This is a genomic window from Streptomyces dangxiongensis, assembly GCF_003675325.1.
GTDB classification, from domain to species: domain Bacteria; phylum Actinomycetota; class Actinomycetes; order Streptomycetales; family Streptomycetaceae; genus Streptomyces; species Streptomyces dangxiongensis.
This window is the reverse complement of the sequence record NZ_CP033073.1, coordinates 5,576,067-5,595,103: the sequence shown is the minus strand read 5'-3', so window position 1 is coordinate 5,595,103 and position 19,037 is coordinate 5,576,067. Positions and strand designations below refer to the sequence as shown.

General features: G+C 68.6%; 19 protein-coding genes and 4 pseudogenes. 14 read left to right on the top strand and 9 right to left on the bottom strand.

From position 1 onward, the window contains the following. Positions 1-129 precede the first annotated feature (129 nt). Positions 130-1,383, bottom strand: coding sequence for a D-alanyl-D-alanine carboxypeptidase family protein (locus D9753_RS25205; protein ID WP_205614253.1), 1,254 nt, complete (start codon positions 1,381-1,383; stop codon positions 130-132). 120 nt (positions 1,384-1,503) lie between these two features. Then, complete coding sequence (locus tag D9753_RS25200) at positions 1,504-1,830, bottom strand: nuclear transport factor 2 family protein (protein WP_121789062.1); 327 nt, start codon at positions 1,828-1,830, stop codon at positions 1,504-1,506. 130 nt (positions 1,831-1,960) lie between these two features. Here D9753_RS25200 and D9753_RS25195 point away from each other — a divergent pair, with 130 nt between their 5' ends. From D9753_RS25195 to D9753_RS25180, 4 genes and pseudogenes are all read left to right on the top strand, one after another. Continuing rightward, the gene (locus D9753_RS25195) at positions 1,961-2,506 is read left to right on the top strand and encodes a DoxX family protein (protein WP_121791275.1); all 546 of its coding nucleotides are present in this window, start codon (positions 1,961-1,963) and stop codon (positions 2,504-2,506) included. Positions 2,507-2,559: 53 nt separating this feature from the next. Then, a pseudogene (locus D9753_RS25190) lies at positions 2,560-2,897 on the top strand (MazG-like family protein). A 222-nt stretch (positions 2,898-3,119) separates the two neighbouring features. Further along, the gene (locus tag D9753_RS25185) at positions 3,120-4,118 is read left to right on the top strand and encodes a hypothetical protein (protein WP_121789061.1); all 999 of its coding nucleotides are present in this window, start codon (positions 3,120-3,122) and stop codon (positions 4,116-4,118) included. A 204-nt stretch (positions 4,119-4,322) separates the two neighbouring features. Continuing rightward, positions 4,323-5,162 (top strand): SDR family NAD(P)-dependent oxidoreductase, encoded by an 840-nt coding sequence (locus tag D9753_RS25180; RefSeq protein ID WP_121789060.1) that lies wholly within the window; start codon positions 4,323-4,325, stop codon positions 5,160-5,162. A gap of 13 nt (positions 5,163-5,175) precedes the next feature. Here D9753_RS25180 and D9753_RS25175 read toward each other — a convergent pair whose 3' ends face one another. Further along, the gene (locus D9753_RS25175; protein WP_240468284.1) at positions 5,176-6,369 is read right to left on the bottom strand and encodes a M23 family metallopeptidase; all 1,194 of its coding nucleotides are present in this window, start codon (positions 6,367-6,369) and stop codon (positions 5,176-5,178) included. Positions 6,370-6,637: 268 nt separating this feature from the next. Between D9753_RS25175 and D9753_RS25170 the strand changes: the two genes are divergently transcribed. The 5 genes and pseudogenes from D9753_RS25170 (at position 6,638) to D9753_RS25145 (ending at position 9,736) form a co-directional block, all read left to right on the top strand. Beyond that, complete coding sequence (locus tag D9753_RS25170) at positions 6,638-6,784, top strand: hypothetical protein (RefSeq protein ID WP_240468283.1); 147 nt, start codon at positions 6,638-6,640, stop codon at positions 6,782-6,784. Between the two features lie 18 nt (positions 6,785-6,802). Continuing rightward, positions 6,803-7,099, top strand: a complete 297-nt coding sequence (locus D9753_RS38205) for a DUF6087 family protein (RefSeq protein ID WP_121789059.1) — start codon at positions 6,803-6,805, stop codon at positions 7,097-7,099. 662 nt (positions 7,100-7,761) lie between these two features. Next, positions 7,762-8,560: pseudogene (locus D9753_RS25155) on the top strand (transposase). Positions 8,561-8,631: 71 nt separating this feature from the next. Beyond that, positions 8,632-9,021: pseudogene (locus D9753_RS25150) on the top strand (pyridoxamine 5'-phosphate oxidase family protein); the annotation flags it as partial. A gap of 85 nt (positions 9,022-9,106) precedes the next feature. Further along, a complete protein-coding gene (locus D9753_RS25145) occupies positions 9,107-9,736 on the top strand; it encodes a DUF6082 family protein (protein ID WP_121789057.1) in 630 nt (209 codons plus the stop codon). A 449-nt stretch (positions 9,737-10,185) separates the two neighbouring features. On the opposite strand, the gene D9753_RS25140 is transcribed toward D9753_RS25145, so the two are convergent. The 3 genes from D9753_RS25140 to D9753_RS25130 form a co-directional block, all read right to left on the bottom strand. Then, the gene (locus D9753_RS25140) at positions 10,186-10,620 is read right to left on the bottom strand and encodes a hypothetical protein (protein ID WP_121789056.1); all 435 of its coding nucleotides are present in this window, start codon (positions 10,618-10,620) and stop codon (positions 10,186-10,188) included. A gap of 165 nt (positions 10,621-10,785) precedes the next feature. After that, positions 10,786-11,091, bottom strand: coding sequence for a hypothetical protein (locus D9753_RS25135; protein WP_163010786.1), 306 nt, complete (start codon positions 11,089-11,091; stop codon positions 10,786-10,788). Positions 11,092-11,171: 80 nt separating this feature from the next. Next, complete coding sequence (locus D9753_RS25130) at positions 11,172-11,663, bottom strand: hypothetical protein (protein ID WP_121789054.1); 492 nt, start codon at positions 11,661-11,663, stop codon at positions 11,172-11,174. Positions 11,664-12,186: 523 nt separating this feature from the next. On the opposite strand from D9753_RS25130, the gene D9753_RS25125 reads away from it, so the two are divergent. The 4 genes and pseudogenes from D9753_RS25125 to D9753_RS25110 form a co-directional block, all read left to right on the top strand. Further along, positions 12,187-13,095, top strand: coding sequence for an ABC transporter ATP-binding protein (locus tag D9753_RS25125; protein ID WP_121789053.1), 909 nt, complete (start codon positions 12,187-12,189; stop codon positions 13,093-13,095). Continuing rightward, positions 13,092-13,961 carry a hypothetical protein gene (locus D9753_RS25120; RefSeq protein ID WP_121789052.1) on the top strand — a complete coding sequence of 290 codons (870 nt, stop codon included), beginning with the start codon at positions 13,092-13,094 and terminating at the stop codon, positions 13,959-13,961. The genes D9753_RS25125 and D9753_RS25120 overlap by 4 nt, the downstream gene beginning before the upstream one ends. A 218-nt stretch (positions 13,962-14,179) precedes the next feature. Next, entirely contained in the window at positions 14,180-14,365 is a 186-nt protein-coding gene (locus D9753_RS39425) for a transposase (RefSeq protein ID WP_205614252.1), read from the top strand. Positions 14,366-14,610: 245 nt separating this feature from the next. Then, positions 14,611-15,074 (top strand): annotated as a pseudogene (locus tag D9753_RS25110) (transposase); the annotation flags it as partial. A 218-nt stretch (positions 15,075-15,292) separates the two neighbouring features. On the opposite strand, the gene D9753_RS25105 reads toward D9753_RS25110, so the two are convergent. Further along, on the bottom strand, positions 15,293-15,589 hold the full coding sequence (locus tag D9753_RS25105; RefSeq protein WP_121789050.1) for a helix-turn-helix domain-containing protein: 297 nt from the start codon (positions 15,587-15,589) through the stop codon (positions 15,293-15,295). Between the two features lie 468 nt (positions 15,590-16,057). Between D9753_RS25105 and D9753_RS25100 the strand changes: the two genes are divergently transcribed. Continuing rightward, entirely contained in the window at positions 16,058-16,792 is a 735-nt protein-coding gene (locus tag D9753_RS25100) for a hypothetical protein (protein WP_121789049.1), read from the top strand. An 803-nt stretch (positions 16,793-17,595) separates the two neighbouring features. On the opposite strand, the gene D9753_RS25095 is transcribed toward D9753_RS25100, so the two are convergent. Together D9753_RS25095 and D9753_RS36690 are read right to left on the bottom strand one after the other, a co-directional pair. Further along, positions 17,596-18,504, bottom strand: coding sequence for a squalene/phytoene synthase family protein (locus D9753_RS25095; RefSeq protein ID WP_121789048.1), 909 nt, complete (start codon positions 18,502-18,504; stop codon positions 17,596-17,598). A 77-nt stretch (positions 18,505-18,581) separates the two neighbouring features. Beyond that, positions 18,582-18,914: a hypothetical protein gene (locus D9753_RS36690; protein WP_163010784.1), complete on the bottom strand. Its 333-nt coding sequence runs from the start codon at positions 18,912-18,914 to the stop codon at positions 18,582-18,584. Positions 18,915-19,037 lie beyond the last annotated feature (123 nt).

Sequence of the window (19,037 nt, the reverse complement as noted above, 5' to 3'; positions counted from 1 at the left end):
GCCCGCGACGCCGATTCAATCCCGCGCCCGCGTGCTCAACTTTTCGCCAGCTCTGCACAGTTGACGCACCGATGGATGGAACGACCGCCGCACACACCGCGCGGCTCCGGTGACGGCCGCACGCGCCGCTCAGTTCCGGTGACGGCCTCTCGGGCCGCCCTCGCGGGCCACGCCGCCTTCGCCAGCGACGCCGCCCTCGCGGGTCTCGCTGCCCTTCCGGCCCCCGCCGCCCCCGCCGGTCACCGGCGTCCGTGACCGGCGTCGGCGCAGGGCCCAGGCTCCGGCGCCCAGCAGGGCGGCCGTCCCGGCCGAGGCCTCCGCCAGCCCCCACCCCGAGCCGCTCCCGGACCCGGTACCGGGCGCGCCGGCCGCCGGACGTGCCGGCTTCCGCATGGGCGGCGGACTCGCCTTCACCCCGCCCTCGCTGAGCGGCGCGACCAGCAGGCCCACCGCCTGCGCCGAACGCCCGTGCCCGAAGCCCCAGTCGAGCAGCGCGGCGGTCTCCTCGTAGACGGCGTTGCCGCCGGCCCCGGGGTGCATCACGGTGACCAGCAGGGTGCGCCCACCGCGGGTGGCGGCACCGGTGAAGGTGTTGCCGGCGTGGCTGGTGTAGCCGTTCTTGACGCCGATCAGCCCGTCGTAAGTCTTCAGGCCCCACGCCCCGGTCAGCAGGCGGTCGGTGTTCTGGATCTGGAAGGTCTTCTTGCCGCCCGCCGGGAAGTCGGCGGTCCGGGTGCCGCAGTAACGGCGGAACGCGGCGTCCTTCAGGCCGTGGCGGGCGAAGAGCGTGAGGTCGTACGCCGAGGAGAGCTGTCCCTTGTGGTCGAAGCCGTCGGGGCTGACCACATGGGTGTCCAGGGCCTGGAGGTCCGCGGCTCCGGCCTGCATCTGGGCGACCGTCCGGGCGATGCCGCCGTTCAGGTGGGAGAGGACGTGCACGGCGTCGTTGCCGGAGCGCAGGAACACGCCCTGCCACAACTGCTCGACGGTGTAGGTGATGCCGGGCTTGACGCCGACGAGGCTGGAGCCGGCCGGGACGTCGGCGAGGTCGGCGTCGGTGACCCGGTACCGCTCGGCGGGGTCCAGCCGCTTCAGCACGGTGTCCGCGAAGAGCATCTTCAGTGTGGACGCGGGCGGGAGGCGCCGGTGCGCGCCGAACGAGGCGAGGACCTCCCCGCTGTCGAGGTCGGCGACCAGCCACGAGCGGGCGGTGAGCTTCTTGGGCAGTCCGGTGGCACCGCTCACCTGGACACCTGGACGGGCCAGCCGCCCGCCGCCGACGACCGCGGTCGCGGCGGCGGCCCCGGTGGCCGTGGAGAGGGGGAGGGCGGCGGCCGTCAGCCCGAGGACGGCACGCCGGCTGAGCCGGGAACTTTCACGCACCCGGGGACCGTACACCGAGCCGGACGCGGGTCCGGTGCACGGGTGGGGCGCGGGGCCGGGGAACGCGCCGGCGGAGCCAAGTCCGGTCCACCGGCGCCGTTTTCGGCGTGCGGGTGCCTGTCAGGCCTGCCCGGTCTCGAACCGCGAGATCCGCCCGTCGTCCTCGACCGTGAAGACCCACTTGGTGCGCATCTCGCCCCAGGTGTCGTTGCGGTAGCGGGCGAGGACGGTACGGCCGCCGTCCGACTCGTTGTCGACCTCCAGGTGCCCGTGGGAGGAGAAGATCTCCCGGTCGGTCCACTCGGCGAGGTCACGGTCGGAGCCGTCGTCGCACATGGTCGCGCCGGGCGCCAGGAGTGACATGAAGCCCTCCAGGTCGTGGGAGTTGACGGCGTACACGAAGGCCCTGACGGCCGGATCACTGAGCCGGGACGGCTGAATCGTCATGGCGTCAGGCTCACACCGCTCCCCCGGGCCCGCCACCCGAACGGCAGCCAGCGGGGGCCGGACGGTGTCGGGGGTGCCAGGCTGACACACGCGGGAGGGGATCTGTCCGCCTGTCTGCATGGGAGTCACCGTGAGCTGTTACGACCGACGTGATCTGGGCCTGCTGCTGCTCCGGCTGGGCACCGGCGGGGTACTGGCCGCCCACGGCACGCAGAAGCTGTTCGGCTGGTTCGGCGGACACGGCCTGGAGGGCACCGGCCAGTTCATGGAGTCCGTCGGCTACGCGCCCGGCAAGGCCAGCGCCACGGCGTCGGGCCTGGCGGAGACGGGCGGCGGCGTCCTGCTGGCGCTGGGCCTCGCGACCCCGGCGGCGGGCGCCGCGGCGGCCGGGGCGATGGCGGGAGCGGCGGCCGTCCACCTGCCCAACGGCTTCTTCGCCCAGGAGGGCGGCTACGAGCACGCGGTGAGCCTGGGTCTCGTCGGGGCCGGCCTCGCCGTCACCGGACCCGGCCGCCTCTCCCTCGACCACGCCCTGGGACACGTCCTCAACCGCGGCTGGATGGTGCCGGCCGCGCTCGGCGTGACGGCGGCGGCGACGGCCGTGGTGATCGGACTCCGGAACAAGCGGGTCCGGGCACAGGCGGTCGACGAACAGGACACCCTGTTCGAGGAGTGAACGGCGCCCGGGAACGGCCGGGCACCGCCTTGCGGGCATGGCAGGCTGCGGACATGAGCGATCAAGACTCCGCCGCCGGGCTCTGGCCCGCCGTCGACTCCCTGTGGGCCCGCCTGGAGGCCACCCGCGCCCAGGGCGGCCAGGACGGCGTCCTGCTGCGCATCCTCAAACTGTCCGAGGAGGTCGGCGAGGTCGCCGAGGCGGTCATCGGCGCCACCGGCCAGAACCCGCGCAAGGGCGTCACCCACACCTGGGAGGACGTACAGGCGGAACTGTGCGACGTGGCGATCACGTCCTTGGTGGCACTGCGCACCCTGACACCGGACGCCCGCAGGTCTTCGAACACCACCTCCGGAAGGTCGGCGCCCGCCCACTCGACCGGCCGGCCTGACGCCCGGTCCCGGCGCGGGTTCCGGCTGCCCGCCGGGTGTTCCGGCATCGCGGGAAGGGCGGCGGGAAGGGCGGGGCAACCTTCTGAGCCGGTGATGAGTCTTGTGATCGACCACGCCGTGGTCGGACTCACGAGGAGACCATCATCAGCGCCATACGCAAGACCCTGACCGCCACCGCCGTCGTCGGTGCCGTGCTCGCGGGCTCCGCCGCCTGCGGAACGGTGGAGCAGCTCTCCGCCGGCAAGAAGCTCGACCGCGCCTTCGACAAGCTCGGCAAGAAGGACACGCTCTCCTTCGAGCTCGACCTGGACACCGACGTCGCGTCCCTGAAGGCGCTGGACGCCAAGTCCGACCCCGCGCCCGGCGACGAGATCCCGGAGGACGCCGCCAAGCTGATCAGCGGCGTGAAGATCACGGTCACCGTGCAGTCGAAGAAGCCGATCGACGAATCCGGTGAGAAGGACCTCGTCGGCATGGCCATGAAGATCAGCAGCCCGGACGGCGACCTCGCCGAGTACCGGGTGATCGGCGACTACGCCTACCTGCGTGCCGACATCGACACCATCGGCAAGGTGACGGGCAGCCCCGTACCGGCCGCCGGAGACCTGCCGCCGGAGGCCGGGGCGATCAAGAACGTCTTCGAGGGCAAGTGGGTGAAGTTCAGCACCAAGGAGACGCGGGAGGCCGCCGCCGAGGGCCAGGGCTCCCAGGACACTCCCGCGCCCGGCCCGTCCCTCGACGCCAGGACGCAGAAGAAGCTCGTGAAGGCCCTCCGCGAGGTCGTCGCCCACAAGGTGCGGCTCAAGACGGCCGGCGGCGGGGACGGCACCGAGCACGTCATCGCCACGGCCCCCTTCCGCACGCTGGTCACCGAGCTGTTCGGCAAGATCCGCCCGCTGGTCAAGGACCTGCCGCCGGGCATGGAGCTGCCCACCGCCAAGGACCTGAAGGACGCCCCCGACGCCAAGGTGACGGCGGACTTCACGCTCAGGAACGGTGAGCTGAGCGAGGTGGACGTGGACCTCGCCAAGCTGGCCGAGTCCGCCGAGGTCAAGAAGCTGGGTCTGACACTGCGGGTGGGCAAGGGCACCAGGCCCACCGCCCCGGCCGGCGCCACGAAGCTGGACATGAAGGAGCTCATGCAGGGCTTCTTCGCCGGCGCGCCGACGAACGACTCCGGCTTCGCGGAGAGCGACCTCTCCGGCCTGGACGCGTCCTGACCACACCGGGCACGCAGGGAACGGGTGCGGCACCCGCACGGTGATCAGGCCGTGCGGGCCCCCGGTCCCTGTCGGTGTGGGGGAGGACGCCAAGGCCGCTCCCCCATCCGTGTCCGAGGTCCCTGGCCGGAAATCGCCGATGGCCGAGCCCCCGGTTCTAGAGTCGGATGCGCCAGATGATCTCGGTGAAGGGGTGCGACTGCGTTGGCGGACAAGCGGGTTGTCGTCGTGACCGGCGGAGCCACGGGCATCGGTGAGGCCACGGCCCGGCTGTTGCGCGAGGGAGGCCACCACGTGGTCGTCTCCGGCCGCCGGCCCGAACCCCTGCGACGCCTCGCGGAGGAGATCGGGGCGCTGGCGTACCCGTCCGATGTCGGTGAGCCCGACGCGGCCGAGGGGCTCGTCCGGGCGGCCCTGGCCGAGCACGGCCGGATCGACGGACTGGTGCTGAACGCGGGGATCGGACGCGGTGGCGCTGTGGGAGACCTGACGTTGCGGGACTGGGAGGACGTGATGCGCACCAACGTCACCGGTCCCCTTCTGCTGCTGCGCGCGGCGGTCCCGCATCTGCTGGAGTCCAGGGGAGCGGTGGTCGCCGTCGCTTCGGTCTCCGCGCTCCGCAACGGCGCGAGCAACGCCCCGTACGCCACCTCCAAGGCGGCACTGCTCCAGCTCTGCCGTTCCGTGGCCGTCGACTACGGGCGTCACGGGGTACGTGCCAACATCGTGTGCCCCGGCTGGGTACGGACCGAGATGGCCGACCGGCGCATGGCGCGCTTCGCCGAGGAGGCCGGTCTGCGCGGTGGGACGGAGGCCGCCTACGAGGAGGCGACCAGGCCGCTGCCCCCGGGACGGCCGGGCGAGCCGCGCGAGGTCGCGGAGGCGATCGACTGGCTGCTCTCCCCGGCGGCGTCCTACGTCAATGGCGCGGTGCTCACCGTCGACGGCGGCACGACGGCCCTCGACCCGGGAACGCTGGCGTTCGACTTCCACATGGCGCCCCGCGGCACCGACGCCCCCGGTCCCGCCGACGGGGGCTCCTGAAGCAGGCCGAGGCCTACGTGCGGACGGTCCGCCCCCGGCACAGTGGCCCCGTGATCCCGGTGAATTCCAGATCCAGCCCGACGCCGTCACGTTCGGCGTGGATGTGCAGGTGGGGCTCCGTGCTGTTGCCGGAGTTGCCCACTTCACCGAGCACCTGCCCGGCGCGCACGGGATCGCCCGTCGTCACCGTCACGGTGCCGCGGCGCAGGTGGGCGAGCTTGACGATTTCGGTGCCTGTGTCGATGAACACGTGGTTGCCGTAAGGGGGTTGGTACCGGATGGTGCCGGGTTCCTGGTCGTCGATGTGACCGGCGGCGGAGACGACCGTGCCGTCGCACGGTGCGTGCAGAACCTGCCCGTACACGAGATGGCTCTCGCTTCCTCCGCGGGTGCCCGCACCGCGTGCTCGCGCACCGCCCGGGCCGACCTGGATCACGTCCAGGGCGCCACGCTGCTCGGGGAAGGCCGTGTGATGGTTCAGGCCTCGCCCGCCGCCTTGTGCGATGTACCAGTTCCCGCCCTGCAGAGGGAAGGTGAGAGGCCGCGACACGGCGGTCCCCCAGCGATGGCGCCGCGCCCGGACCAGGAAGCATCCGAAGACGGCGATCAGGGCCACGCCCAGGAACAGATCGGCGTCCCCGCCGCCCGACCTGGGCAGTCCCGGCAGTCGGCACGCGGAGGCAAGGCCCACGAGCGCGCCCGCCTCCACGGCGCGGCGTATCCACCACGGCAGCCGGGCCGGGGTGCGCCAGCCCTCCACGATCAGGTACCCGGCCGCGACGATGAGCAGGCGGCCGCACCAGGCGATGCGGGAGGGGGCCTGCCAGCACGCGTCGATCCGCGCGGCGAGGAGCAGCACCCACACGGTCCACGCGAGGGCGGCGCGCGCCCCGAGAGGGATGCGCAGGCGCGGCGCGCGGTACGCGCCCGGTGCGATCAGGAGTCCATCGAGCACATGGCCGTCGCTGGTGGTGGCGAAGGCGAGGGCGCGTCCCTTGGTGCCTTCGATCACCAGCCCGTCGGGGTTGTCCCGTACGCCGGTGATCTCGCCGACGCGTTCGCGGGTACCGTCCATGATCTGGTCGAGCCGCTCACGCCCGACGGCGGCGACCACCCGCGGCGCGAGAGCCTCGCGGTGTGCGCGCTCGACAGTGAGGAACCGGTACAGGATGCCGGCCGCCGACTGCCCCGTTCGGCCGGAGTCCATCGGCTTCCCCGTTCCCTCACGCATCGGCCGCGCTGCCCCTCCCTGCCACCATCGCCACGGTGTCATGCCACGCGCCGGCAGCAGGGGCCGACGCGGCCTCACCCTGCGGCCCCTGACGGACCGGAAGTGCCGCTCGCTCGACTGTAGTCGCAGGCCGCTCCGACTGGACGTCCGTGGGGGAATATCCCCCTTCCGATCCTGGGGTGTGCGGCATCGCACCCCGCCGGGGGAAGCAGTTACGCCAGGACCGTCCCGTGAGCGCGGAGGTGTGACAGTTGTCGAGCGGTCCCTTGTCGCCTGGCAGAACGCCGGGGAACCGGACATCGACGCCATTCGCCTTCGCGCGACGACCGCGTCCCACCGGTACTGGATCGACCAGAGCCCGTCACTGCGCTGGGAACACCGGCTCTCCTGAGCCACTACCCTCCGAGGAATGGACGATGAACCCCTGTCCCAGTGGGCCGAGCGCCGTGACGCGAGGATCGGGCAGCTCCGCGCCGTACCTCTCCTGAGCGGTGACGGTCCGAGGGGATCACATCTGAACCCCGGCGCTCCGCGGGCGATCCAGCGGTGGAACGGGCACATGTGGGAGCCGCACGGCTTCGCGGCGAATCTCGCGGAGGCGCGGCGCCTCCTGTTTCCCCGGACCGAGGCCGCCCCGGCCCCGGAGGCAGCGCCGAGGCTCGGTCCAGGGACCGGCAGACGTCGGAGGCCTCAGGCCCCGCGATAGCCCCTACGAGGCGTGGCTACCTCGCTGGCTACTTTCGCTGCCGTGAGGTCCGGTTCGAGCCGGTGCGGAACGGGGTGAGACGAGGCCCACCGCTCCACGAAAAATGACCCATGACCTGCAATTATGCTTGTCAAGTGCCCGGAGGGGCAGACGAGTCGGGCTGTACGCCCGTACCAGCTCCTCCAGGTCCAGAGGCGGGTGAATGCCGAGGTCGCGCAGCTCTTGCCGCAGTCGGCAGTGGAGGTCACGCTCCACGGTCCGCCTCTCCGCGCGACGCCACCGCCCCAACCGCCGGCGGCTCGCTCGCTCCTGCGCAGGTACCGGAGATTCCGGAGCGCCGCGACGACTTTCTCCCGGAGACATTGGGCAATCCCTTCGTACCGGCCGATCGGGCCTCATGCTCGGAGCCGGGGGCGGCCACCACGGGTCAACGATGTTCGGGTCCCGAGACGGCGCTCTGAAAGTGATCACGGACGCCGTAGACCAGCACCGACCGAAGGGCGCACGCCAGCCTCAGCGGTCCCAATAAAACGCGCTAAACCCCCCATTCCGAGGTTGGGATCATGGCCCTGAACTGCTGATTCACTTATGGTCATTTTGGTCGCACGCACATGGTCGGCGCACAGTTCTGTTACCAGTCTGAGATATTCCTCCAGAACCTAATGCGGGCATATGAATACCAAAGCCGCATAGTCTCGGCACCTCTGGGCGTGGAGGCCGGTGATCCGAAGTGGATCGAGCCGTTTGCGGGTCTGACCGAGGTGCAGTTCGCCAGGCTGGTGGCACTCGTACGGCGTCGCGGTGGCGATGTTCAGCGTGGCCGGCCGTGGCGGCTGTCGCTTGAAGATCGGGTGTTGCGCGACGTACTGGCGCACGAACCTCACGTTGCGGCAGGTGGCGCCGTTGTTCGGAGTCTCGAAGTCCGCGGCTGACAGGATCCTCGACCACCTCGCACCGCTGCTGGCGGTCTCCCCGGCCCGCCGGCCACGCAAGGACACCGTCTACATCGTCGACGGCACCCTGGTGCCCACCCGTGACCGCACCATCGCGTCCTCGAGCAAGAACTACCGGTACTCGACCAACCTGCAGGTTGTCATCGACGCCAACAGCCGCCTGGTCGTGGCCATCGGCCTCCCGCTGCCCGGCAGCCGCAACGACTGCCGGGCCTTCACGGAGTCCGGCGTCGACCGGGCTTGCCGCGGAGCCCCGACCATCGCCGATGGCGGCTACCAAGGCACCGGTCTCCTCATCCCGCACCGCAAACGACGAGGTCAGAGCCGCCTCAGCCCACAGCAGGAAGCAGAGAACGCCGTCCATCGCCGGGCCCGTGCACGGGTCGAACACGCCTTGTCGCGGCTGAAGAACTGGAAGATCCTGCGAGACTGCCGACTCAAGGGCGACGGAGTTCACCAGGCCATGCTCGGCATCGCCCGGCTGCACAACATGGCCCTCATCCGATAACTCACACCCCATACGGGACAACCTCTAGCGACATATTCAGCCCGACGCCTGAGTACTAAGAGTTCTGGAGTGAGTACGACCTGTGCACGCTGACCACTCTTCGTCCCGACGGAAGCCCGCATGCAGTGCCCGTCGGTGTGACTCTTGATGTCGACGCGAGAGTCGCCCGAATTATCACTCGCAAATCAAGCAAGAAAGTCGCCAATATCCAGACGTTCCGCCCCGGCGAAGCCCGCGCGGCCGTCTGCCAGGTCGAGGGAGGCCGTTGGGCCACCCTGGAAGGCACTGCCGAAGTGCTGACCGACGCATCAGCGGTCGACAACGCCGTGGCCCGCCACGCGGACCGGTACGGGCGAATGCCGGCTCCGGATCCGGAGCGCGTGGTCATCGAGATCACGATCGACCGGGCCATGGGCCAGGTGAACGCCTCCCGGCCGAAGACCGCGAGCACTGCGGCCTGACCGCGAACCCGCACCACAGCCCCCGCCTCTCGGCCGGCGAGCCTGACTCCGGTACCGCTCGCGTGCAGCGACACTGGCGCTGTCCTTGCTCGCCGTCACGTGCTCGATGGGCCTTGTCGTTGTATCTCCCCTCGCTCTTCCCGCACTGGACGGCAACGGGGAGAACTGGGAGCGGATTGGCAACATCGCCCAGGCATACGGGGCCGTGTCCGCGCTCCTCTCCGGCTTGGCCGTCGTCGGCGTGGTGGTTTCGCTGGTACTTCAGGCCCGTGAAGCCAAGGCTGCCCGGGTGCAGAACACCCGTACCATGCATATGGAGTTCAGCAGGCTGGCCATCGAGAACCCCGAGTACCTCGACTGCTGGGGCGGCCCCGACGCCTCCCGGACCGTCCTCCTCCGGCGGCAGCACATGTACGTCAACCTGGTGGTGTCGCACTGGGAGATGTGGTTCGAACTCGGCGACCTCACGGACCACTGGCTGGCGTCGATGTGCGACGAGATCTTCGCGGGCGAGATCGGCCGCTCGTTCTGGGCACGGACCCGTGAAGCGCGTATCTCGACAGCATCGACACGGCGGATGAAGCACTTCAACCAGATCATCGACACCCGGTGCGTGGCGGCGCTCGGCATCCCGCCACGCACGGAGCCGGCGTTGCCAGATCTTGGAGTGCCGGGAGTCGTGCTCCCAGGCGCGGCTGATCAAGACCAGTCCTGAACTCCTCGCGCATCAGGCGGACGCGGGCAGCGGAGTTCACGCGTCGCCGACGTTCTGCGTCGTCTTGGTCCTCGCCCTGATGCGCTACGAGACAACTTGGCACGCTGGGAGGACACAAAAGCGGCTCTCCACCATGCACGGGGGACACGGTGGAGAGCCGCAGGGGGTGAACAGTGCCCGGCCCGGCCCTGCAGTGCGCGGGCAAAGACGAGGGCCGATGAGCCTGACCAAGGCTGGAGGGGGGTGATCCCCGGGCACCGTTCAGTCAGAGGACGCAGACCGATCACGTCGCGGCTTGCGCGTGCGCCCCGTCCTGCGCTCGGTACGGTCGGGCAAGAGGACGACGGAGACGGCCAGCCCAGCCAGCGCGGCGCCCAGCACGCACACCACACGCCACATCGCAGGCTCCATCACGAGTCCCCTCATCCCCGGCTACCGCCTGCGCTGGTTCAGCGCAGGAAGGTGATCACGACGTCGATCAGCTTCTTCCCGCCGATCTCCAGGATGATCCGGACGGGGTTGTTCGGCTTGAGGGACTTCACCCACTTCACGAACGCGGCGTAGCCCTTCTTCGCCGCCGCCTTCGCCTTGTTGTAGTCCGCCTTCGCCTTCTTCTTCAGGTAGTCCACGATGTCCTTGGCGAGTTCGCGCAGGTCATCGTTGATCTGGCCCTTGGCCGTCACACCGGCCGGAGGGGCGTCCACGCGGCCGGAGGTGACGACGGTGAAGGCGTTGACCGCACCGGCGTCCTTGACGGCCTGGGCCTGCACCGCGGCGACAGTCGGCGTACGGGCGGCCTCGGACGCCGACGCGAGCGGAGCCGCCACACCCAGAGCGATAGCGGCGGTCGCGGTGGCAGCGGCTATGCGCAGTTTCGTGTTCACGAAAGACTCCTCAAAGGGGGTTTGTCACCGCCACCGCGCCGCGGGATACATCCCACACGCGGCACGGTGGCGGCCTGACCGGAAGTGGCCCGATCGATCACCTGAAGTCTTCCGTCACACCCCGCCTCGGCGGTATCGGATCTTTGGGCATCAGCCTTTAGGGCATCAAAGCGGGAACGAACCCGGGTGCCTGGCCGCCAGGTTGACCACCGCCACCACCAAGACGAGCAGCAGCCACCGGCCCTCCTTCAGCTGCTTACGGTTGCCCTTGCGCCAGTACCACACGCCACCGCCCAGCGCTGCCACCCACGCCACCGCCAGAGCCGCCCACGCGGCCTTCACCGGACCCGCACCGCCCACGATCGACAGCACCGTCCCCGCGAGCCCACAGCCCATCGCCACAACCCACCAGCCGCTGCGCCACGGCGCTTCCTGATCCTTCTTCGCACGCCCATGTTCCTGAACTGTCAAGGTAGTTGACTCCTTCAAGTGCATGCCAATGGCCCCCGCTGCGGGCGGCAACGGGGGCCAGGGTAGACCACTCGGTCGGTTTACATGTGGTGGTAGATCCAGGTGATCGCGTCCCATAGCTGGGTGCCCCAGCCGGTGACGGCCACGATGCTCTTCCACACCCACTTCTTCGGGCTCCAGGAAGAAAGCTCGTTGATGGCCTTCTTGATGTAGGCCAGGCCCTTGGTCTTGCCCAGGGAGACGGCCTTCTTGATGAGGTTCTTCGACCAGGTCCAGGCCCCCGGAACCCTCTTCAGGGCCTTGATGATCCAGCCCCAGTTGGGGGCCTTGGCGACCGCCGAAGCGTCGTACGTCACCGCGGAGCCGTTGCCGGCGACCTGGGCGCTGATGCCCTCGCTGGCCAGCGACTGCGTCAGGATCCGCGCCTGCTGCGTGTTGGCAAGCTGAACCGTCTGCGAGGCGGCCACCGGCTTCGGAGCGGACTCGGTCGCGGCGTGGGCGGCAGGACCGGCAACCCCCAGAGCGACAGCCGCCGCCAGCGAGGCGGCCGTCATGCGGAGTTTGTTGTTCACAGCACAACTCCAGTGGAAGACAGGACACCTCACCCCTCATGAAAGGGAGAAGAGAGGCGACGCGGCCGAACTGGCCGCGCGGAAGAATCCTCACGTTGCGAACATCTGTGCCGCCATCAGATCTTCGGGCATCAGACGCAGGTGCGACGCCCGAAAGTCGCACACCACCCACGATCCCCCAACCTCCGATACGACGCTCACGGCTCGCGGGTTGTTTCACCCCGAGGAACAATGGCTCTGACGTCGTTCAGCGGCCCCTCGATATTGGCCACCTGGCCCCACCTGGCCAGCCTGCGGCGCCGGACGTCTCCAAGCGGCCCCACTGCCGCTTGCCTGCGGGTATGGCCACGGAGTGGGGCCACCGCAGGCCTTCATCGAACGCCTGCCGGCGCCAGTGATGGCCAATTTGTGGGGCCGATTGCCGACGTCGAAGCCAGAACAACTCAACGCCCCCGCCGCTTCATGCGTCTAGTGTGCTGGGCGCGCATCAAATGGGCTTCTACACACGGGAGTCACACCGCTCATGTCACATGTACTCGCTGAGGCACAGAAGTTGTCTCGCACTTTCGGGAAGAAAACCGTCCTCCATGACGTCTCTTTGACCCTCCACGGAGGAACGATCACCGGGTTCGTCGGCGCCAACGGAGCCGGCAAGACCACCGCCCTGCGGCTGATGCTCGGTCTCCTGCCCGGCCAGGGCACCACCCTGTTCTGCGGACGCCCTCTCAGTGCCTGGAAAGCGCCTGCCGCGATCGTCGGCTCCGTCTTCGGCGGCGTCGCAGGCCACCCCCGCCACTCCGTCCGCGCTCACCTGTGCATGGTCGCCGCAGGCGCAGGACACACCGACCGGCGCGCCGACGACCTGATCGATCTCATCGGCATGCGCGAGGCCGCCCGCACCTCCCTCGCCAAGCTCTCCCTCGGCATGGCACAGCGTGTCGGCATTGCCCAGGCCATGATCGCAAACCCGCGTATCCTCATCCTGGACGAGCCAGCCAACGGCCTCGATCCGCACTCTATCCACTGGCTTCGGGACTTCCTGCGCGCCCGCGCCGACGAAGGATGCGCGGTCCTCGTCTCCAGTCACCTCCTCGCCGAGATGGAGCAGTTCGCCGACCGCGTGGCTGTGCTGTCCAAGGGCCGCATAGTCAGCGAAGGCCCCATGCGTGACCTGCTCTCCTATGCCGACTCCCGTTCCGCCATCACCGTCGAAACCCCCCAGATGACCGAACTCGCCGCCATTGTCCAGGCCCACGGCGGCCGCCTCCAGATCAACCCCGACCACACCGGCCGCATCACCGGAATACCGCGCCGCAAGGTCGGCCACCTCGCCGCCGACAACAGCATCGTGCTGTACCAGCTGAGCGAGAACGCCACCACCCTGGAGGACTTCTACCTCACCATCGCCGAAGAGGAATACCGCGCCCGATGACCCCCATCGCCACCCCTGACGCCCAGCCCGCAGACATCAGCCGCACCGAAGCACTGCGCCGCGCCTGCCTGTTCGAGCTGCGGCACCTCACCGGGCTGCGCTCCACCTGGATCGTGCTCGCTCTCATCGCCGCCCTGTCCGCCTATCCCGGCGTAGCCTCGCTGTTCATTCTGCACCCCGGCGACAAGGTCACCACCGACGACCTTCTGTCCACCATTCTGTGGACCCCGCAGGTCGCCCAGATCTCCACGCTCGGCTTCTACCTGATGGTCCTGGCCACCGGGCCTGTCTCCACGGAACTCATCCGGGGAACCGCCCGCACCACCTGGCTGACCGTCGGCGGCCGGGAAATCGCCTACTGGGCAAAGTGTGCAACGGGCGCCGTCCTCGGTGCGGTCATCGCCTGGGCCGCCTCCGCCGCCGAGCTGCTCACCGTCGGCGTCGGCGTCCTGATCCGCCGCGCCCACTGGACCGGCTTCACCGACCTGCTCATGCCGATTGGCCGGCTGATGCTGTGGTCCGCATGCTGGATGGTCCTGTGCACCGCCGTCGCCTCCCTGATGCGCAACCGTGTCGGCCCCATCCTCATCCTCATCCTCGGCCCCCTCCTCGCCGAGCGCCTCCTGGCCGTCCTCATCGGGCAGATGCCCTGGAAGGCTCTGGACCACATCGCCGGCTGGCTGCCGTTCGCCGCAGGCCGCGCCATGCTCGTGGACGTCTCCTCCCTGCCGGAGGACCAACGGCTGTTCACCTCAGTTCTTGTCGGCAGCGACTTGTCCGCGCCCGTCGCCGCGCTGGTGTTCATGGCGTGGACCGCGCTCGCCGCCTGCGCGGGCTTCGCCCTCTACCGGCGCCGCCACGGCTGAGCAGCCCTCCTGAAAGCAGCGGGCCGACCCGCCGGGGGCGGCCCGCTGTGCTACGTCAGAAAGACCCTCCGCCGTTGTCCTGACTCAGGTCCATGTAGTGGGCGTACGCGAACAGTGCTGCCTCCGTACGGCTCGCGATCGGGCCTTGGGCCTTGACCCCGGATTTTGGACACTTGAGACGTGGATCTTGAGGATCTGAGAACGGACATCACGTGGTCATGAAGCACTACCCGCCGGAGTCCAAGGCGGAGACGGTCGCGCTGTACCAGTCGCGGCCCGGAGCTGCGATCAGGTCGGTCGCCGCTGATCTGGGAGTCAACCCGGAGACGCTGCGGAACTGGGTACGAGCGGCCGGGGCAAGCCAGCCCCGGGGACGCCGGACACCAGTCACGGGGCTGGTGTGAGTCGTTGATCGTGTGCTCGCGGTGGTCGCGGGCGGTTGTCAGAGTTCGAGATCGTCTGACATTTCGGTGATCACGGATCCATGGATTCCCCGGCGGGAGCGAAGACCTGTTAATTCGTCAGATGGCCAGGGATGCGGAAGTGCACCTTCGTGAGCTGATCACGGCCCGCAAGGAGGAACTGGAGTTGCAGCCAGAGAAGTTGAGCCAGCAAGCTCCAGGAGGTGCGTGTTGAGCTGGAGGAGTTCATCGCCGCCGACCAACTCGCCGAGGCGGTGGAGGACGCGTTCCCTCAGCATCCGGACGCTGAGATGCTGAGCTTCCCTGGGCTCGGCATCCAGCTCGCCGCCGGATCCTGGCCGAGTTCGGCGACGACCGCATCCGCTTTGCCGACGCCCGGGGGCTGAAGGCATAGGCGGGCTCCTCGCCCATCACCCGCGCCTCCGGCAAGAAGTCGAGCATCACGCGCCGCTGGATGAAGAACGATGGGCCCAACCACGCCGGCTACCTGTGGGCCTTCGCCGCTCCGAACGGATCACCCGGGGCCAAAGCTCAGTACCGGCGACGCCGCGACGACCATGGTGACTGGAACGCGGCCGCCCTGCGGAACCTGTTCAACCACATGCTCGGACAGCTCTATCGCTGTCTGCAGAGGCGCGAGTTGTTCGACGAATGCACCGCCTTCCCAACCGACCTCGCCACTGCCGCTTGACACGTTGACATCGCGAGATGTCTGGCGTCATCACCAAGCTTGTTGGCCCGTTACTCCACCACGCTGCTGCGGGCACTACTCGTCCTGACCGTTCACGCTGGCGGTGGCAGTAGCTGGGCATGCGGTGTATCTGTGCCGCACCGGCTGACCGAGCGTGAGAACGGACTTGCCGGCGCCCCCAGGAAAGGAGAATCCCTTCCCTGGGGCACGTTGGCGTTTCAGCCCGTGGGGCAGGGCTCGCCGTGGTGGATGTGGCGATGATGCGCAAAGGCAAACAAAGCCGCCTCCGTCCGGGAGCTGACACTGATCTTGGTCATGATCTTGGTCAGATGCGCCTTGACGGTGCGTTCCGCTATGCCGAGCGTACGGCCTATATCGCGGTTCGAAGCGGCCCTGGACAGCAGCAGGAGTACCTGACGTTCCCGTGGTGTGAGGTCAGTGATGGCATCTAGGTCCCCCGGTACCGGTGGTTGCCCATTCTGTACGGTATCCCCCTGATCATTTCCCTGTTGCACATTCTCCGCAGTGGTTGGCTTTTCATGCAAAGCAGTTCACCTTTCCCCGTTACGCACTTGGCCGGACTGCTTTGGTCGGTTCCCCCGTTTCACTCGTTCCCGTGTATGCGAGGCCCCGGCGCCGGCCCTTGTGTGCACATATGTTGCGCCCATGCGGGCCGAAATGTGCGCGGCCGGCTGGTCGGTGGCCCGCTCTGCCGGTGCACCTTACACGCCGCTTCACCCGGCATCAGAACGCGTAACTCGCTGCCGAGGGGCCCCTCATTGGGAATGAATCAGGATGCCCTGGCTCGCACACAACTAACCAAGAGAGATAAACGACCGCTAAACGACTGCATCAACATGGTGCCGATCGCCCGAAAGGGCATTGCCCGAAGGTCTTATGCTCCAATGGCCAATACCGGCCAGACTGCCCAGTCCGTAGCGTCGCTGCTGATCCAGATGCGATTCCATCGAAGAGGAGCAGCAATGCGCAACCGTTCCACCTGGCGGCGTTTCGGCACGGCAGCAGTTGCAGGTGCGGCAGCGGTCGCAGTCCTCGCCCCGGCCGCCTCGGCAGCAGACTCCGCCCCGCCCGCCTGGCAGACCCTGCACGCCGTCGGCAGCACGCAACTGCCGGCGCAACTGACCGTCGCCAGCTACCAGGCGTGGCTGAAGAACGCACACACCCCCGAGGCCGCAAAGACGCTGAAGGCGTTCACCGTGCTGCCGAACCTGAAGAAGTACCTGTTCGTACAGCACCTGCAGAACCGTTCCACCTACAAGGCCCTCCAGACCCAGCTCAAGGGCGGCCCCCGAGGCCTGCACACTGTCGTCCCCTACAACAAGTTCGTGTCCTTCGCGCACGACGTGAGGGTTGCCAAGACGGGCGGCAGGAAGCCGGCGACCACGGTGACGTTCAGCGTGACCGAGCGGATCTTCAACGTACCCGTCACCGCGGAAACCGTCTGGGTGACCTACCAGACGACCAAGGGCAAGCATCTCACCGTCACCGGCGGCGGCGCCAAGGTCGTCAACACCAACGCTGCCATCGCCATCCAGGCCCGCAACACCAGCACGGGCCAGACGGGAGGCTCGGCCCTCACATCTACCCAGTGGCACGCCACGCCGCGCGTCACGTCCTTCGGCAAGGCCGTGGACCAGCAGCAGACCATCGCCGCCGACGGCTACTGGAAGGCGCAGCTCATCACTACTTCCTCCTGAGCCTGAACCCTGCCCACCGATTTTGCCCGACAGAGAGAAAAGGGGGGCGGTGGGAAGCTGATCTGCGACGGGCTTCGGTGCCCGCCGTGCCGTGCGGGCGCGAGGGATCACCCGCTGCACCCGGCCCGCCCGTGCCCGGTCTCTCGCGTCGGCGGGCGGTTCCCTCGTGCCCGCCCCGCTGTGCGCTCTCCCCCTGTGTGCTCCGGGAGCCGGTTTGCGGACCCGGTCCTTTGGTGCCTGGCTCGTCGGCTGCGGAGCCGGGTGATGGGCGCACTCTACGATGTTCTTGACCGACAGGCCGTCAGCCGGAACCATGCTCTCCTCCTTGCCTTGTTGTGCACGACCACGGTCTTGATAGTCCGTCGCCGTGTCCGCACAACTTGTTCGGCGAACTCTCGACCCTCGTGATGTCGTCGCGCCGGCTTTGCAGCACTGCCAGGCGTCCGTTGAACACCTTGGCGTCCATGAGCCAGCGGCTCCTCCTTTGGGGTGCGCGATGGTGAGGGGGTGCTCCGGCCATACCGAGACAGTGACGTGACCGCCAGCACCATGGCGGTTGCCACCCCTGCGCGAGGCCGTGTCAGCTCCGAGGCGTCACGGGCCGACGCCCCTCGTTCCGCTGCTCGAGGTAGGCGACACGAGCACCTCAAGGGGAGTGCCCTCACCGGCTTCTGGATCCCAGGGGCGGCGGCGTGCAGGTGTTCAGCCACGGTGGCTGCTGGCCCCGAGCTCGATGTGCCTCTTTTCGTAAGGATTTGCCGTGGCTCTGGGTGCGGCGCTGCCCTTGGGGTGACGGCAGCTGATCAGCTCCCTTGGCGAGCGTCGCGTCGCGCGCCCAGCAGCACCCGTAGCGTGCCCACCAAAGGCGGCCTCGCCGAGCCGCGCAGCAACTTGGCGCCACGCGCCAGTACGGCGTCAGCGGTCAGCAACTCGACCTCGACAAGCGCACCGATCAGTGGGCGGTGGGCAGCCGGGGTCAGGGCGGGCAGCTCCCGAGCCGTCCGCAAGGCGGTACAGGCCTCCCTGACTTGGTGGCCCACCAAGTCCCGCACACCCGGAGTGTCGCGGCCTGCCGCCAAATCCTCCAGTTCGACCGAGAAGCATTTCAGCGTCTTCGCCGAGATGCCCAGCCGCCCCTCCCGCACGTCCTCGGCGATGTCGTTGACGAAGTCCAGCCGCTGGCTGCCGTCGATGAACGCCCGGCACATCGCCCGATATGGCCCGTCGTCGGCCTCCGGCCCCAGCAGCGCGCCAATCAGCATGAAAGCAGGCAGCGAATAGGCATCGACATAGGCCTGGTAGTCGGCCTCGTCGACGAACCCGGTGAAGTCCAGCTCCGCTGTCGCGGTGGACAGATACTCCTCAACCGACCTACCAACCCGCGGACATGTAGACATGGTGTGAGCCAGCGTCCGCAGTAGCGGGTCACCGCCCACCCCCGTCTCCAGCACCCGCCGCACCTGCTGTTCCCAAGACGCCCACCGCGCAACCCGCAGGGCCCTCTCACCGGTGTCCAGAAGGTTGTCCCCGTGGTGCATCACGGCCGTCACCGCCACCACATGGGGCAGCATCGACCGTGGCAGCAACATCCGGGCTGCCAGATATGAGGTGCGGCGGAAACGCGACACCAACTGGCGCTGGGCGTCGTAGTCCCTTCGCAACTCCGGCTCCCGGATCCCCGCTGCGCTCAGGCTCTCTTTCCACGCGTTCATGACACGATCGTAGGCGCGTGCCGCCCTGCGCCTTTGACGAGGAGGGCTGCGCGGTAGCGAGCGGAGCATCGATGACTTCAGGCGGCGTCATCGAGACCTTCCACGTCAGTCATTTGGGCAGCCCGGCTGTCGACGGTCGGGGCGGCAACGTCGATACTCAAGTGCCGCGCCATTTCATCCAGCGTGGCGTGCCAGTTTGACGGGCTGCTCCCCACAACGACCCAGGAGGCCAGCCGGTCGCCTGTCCCGGATTCAGAGGCCGTGGTGTGGTGCGGTAGGTAGGGCGGTGCCCAGGTCGGCGCGGTAGGACCGACGAGCACGATCGGGCGTGAGGCGGCAATCCGCGCAAGGTTGACTTCACCGCCAGCGGCTGTTGAGCCGACGCCAACGAGCAGCAGAGAACGGGACACTTGTCACCTCCGGGACGGATCAGTGTGAACCTGAGTCCCCGGCTCATGCGGGCGTAATGTGACCAGTACAAAACAGCTCATGCTTCGTCACTCCTGCTGCTGGACAGATGAAGGCACGACGGT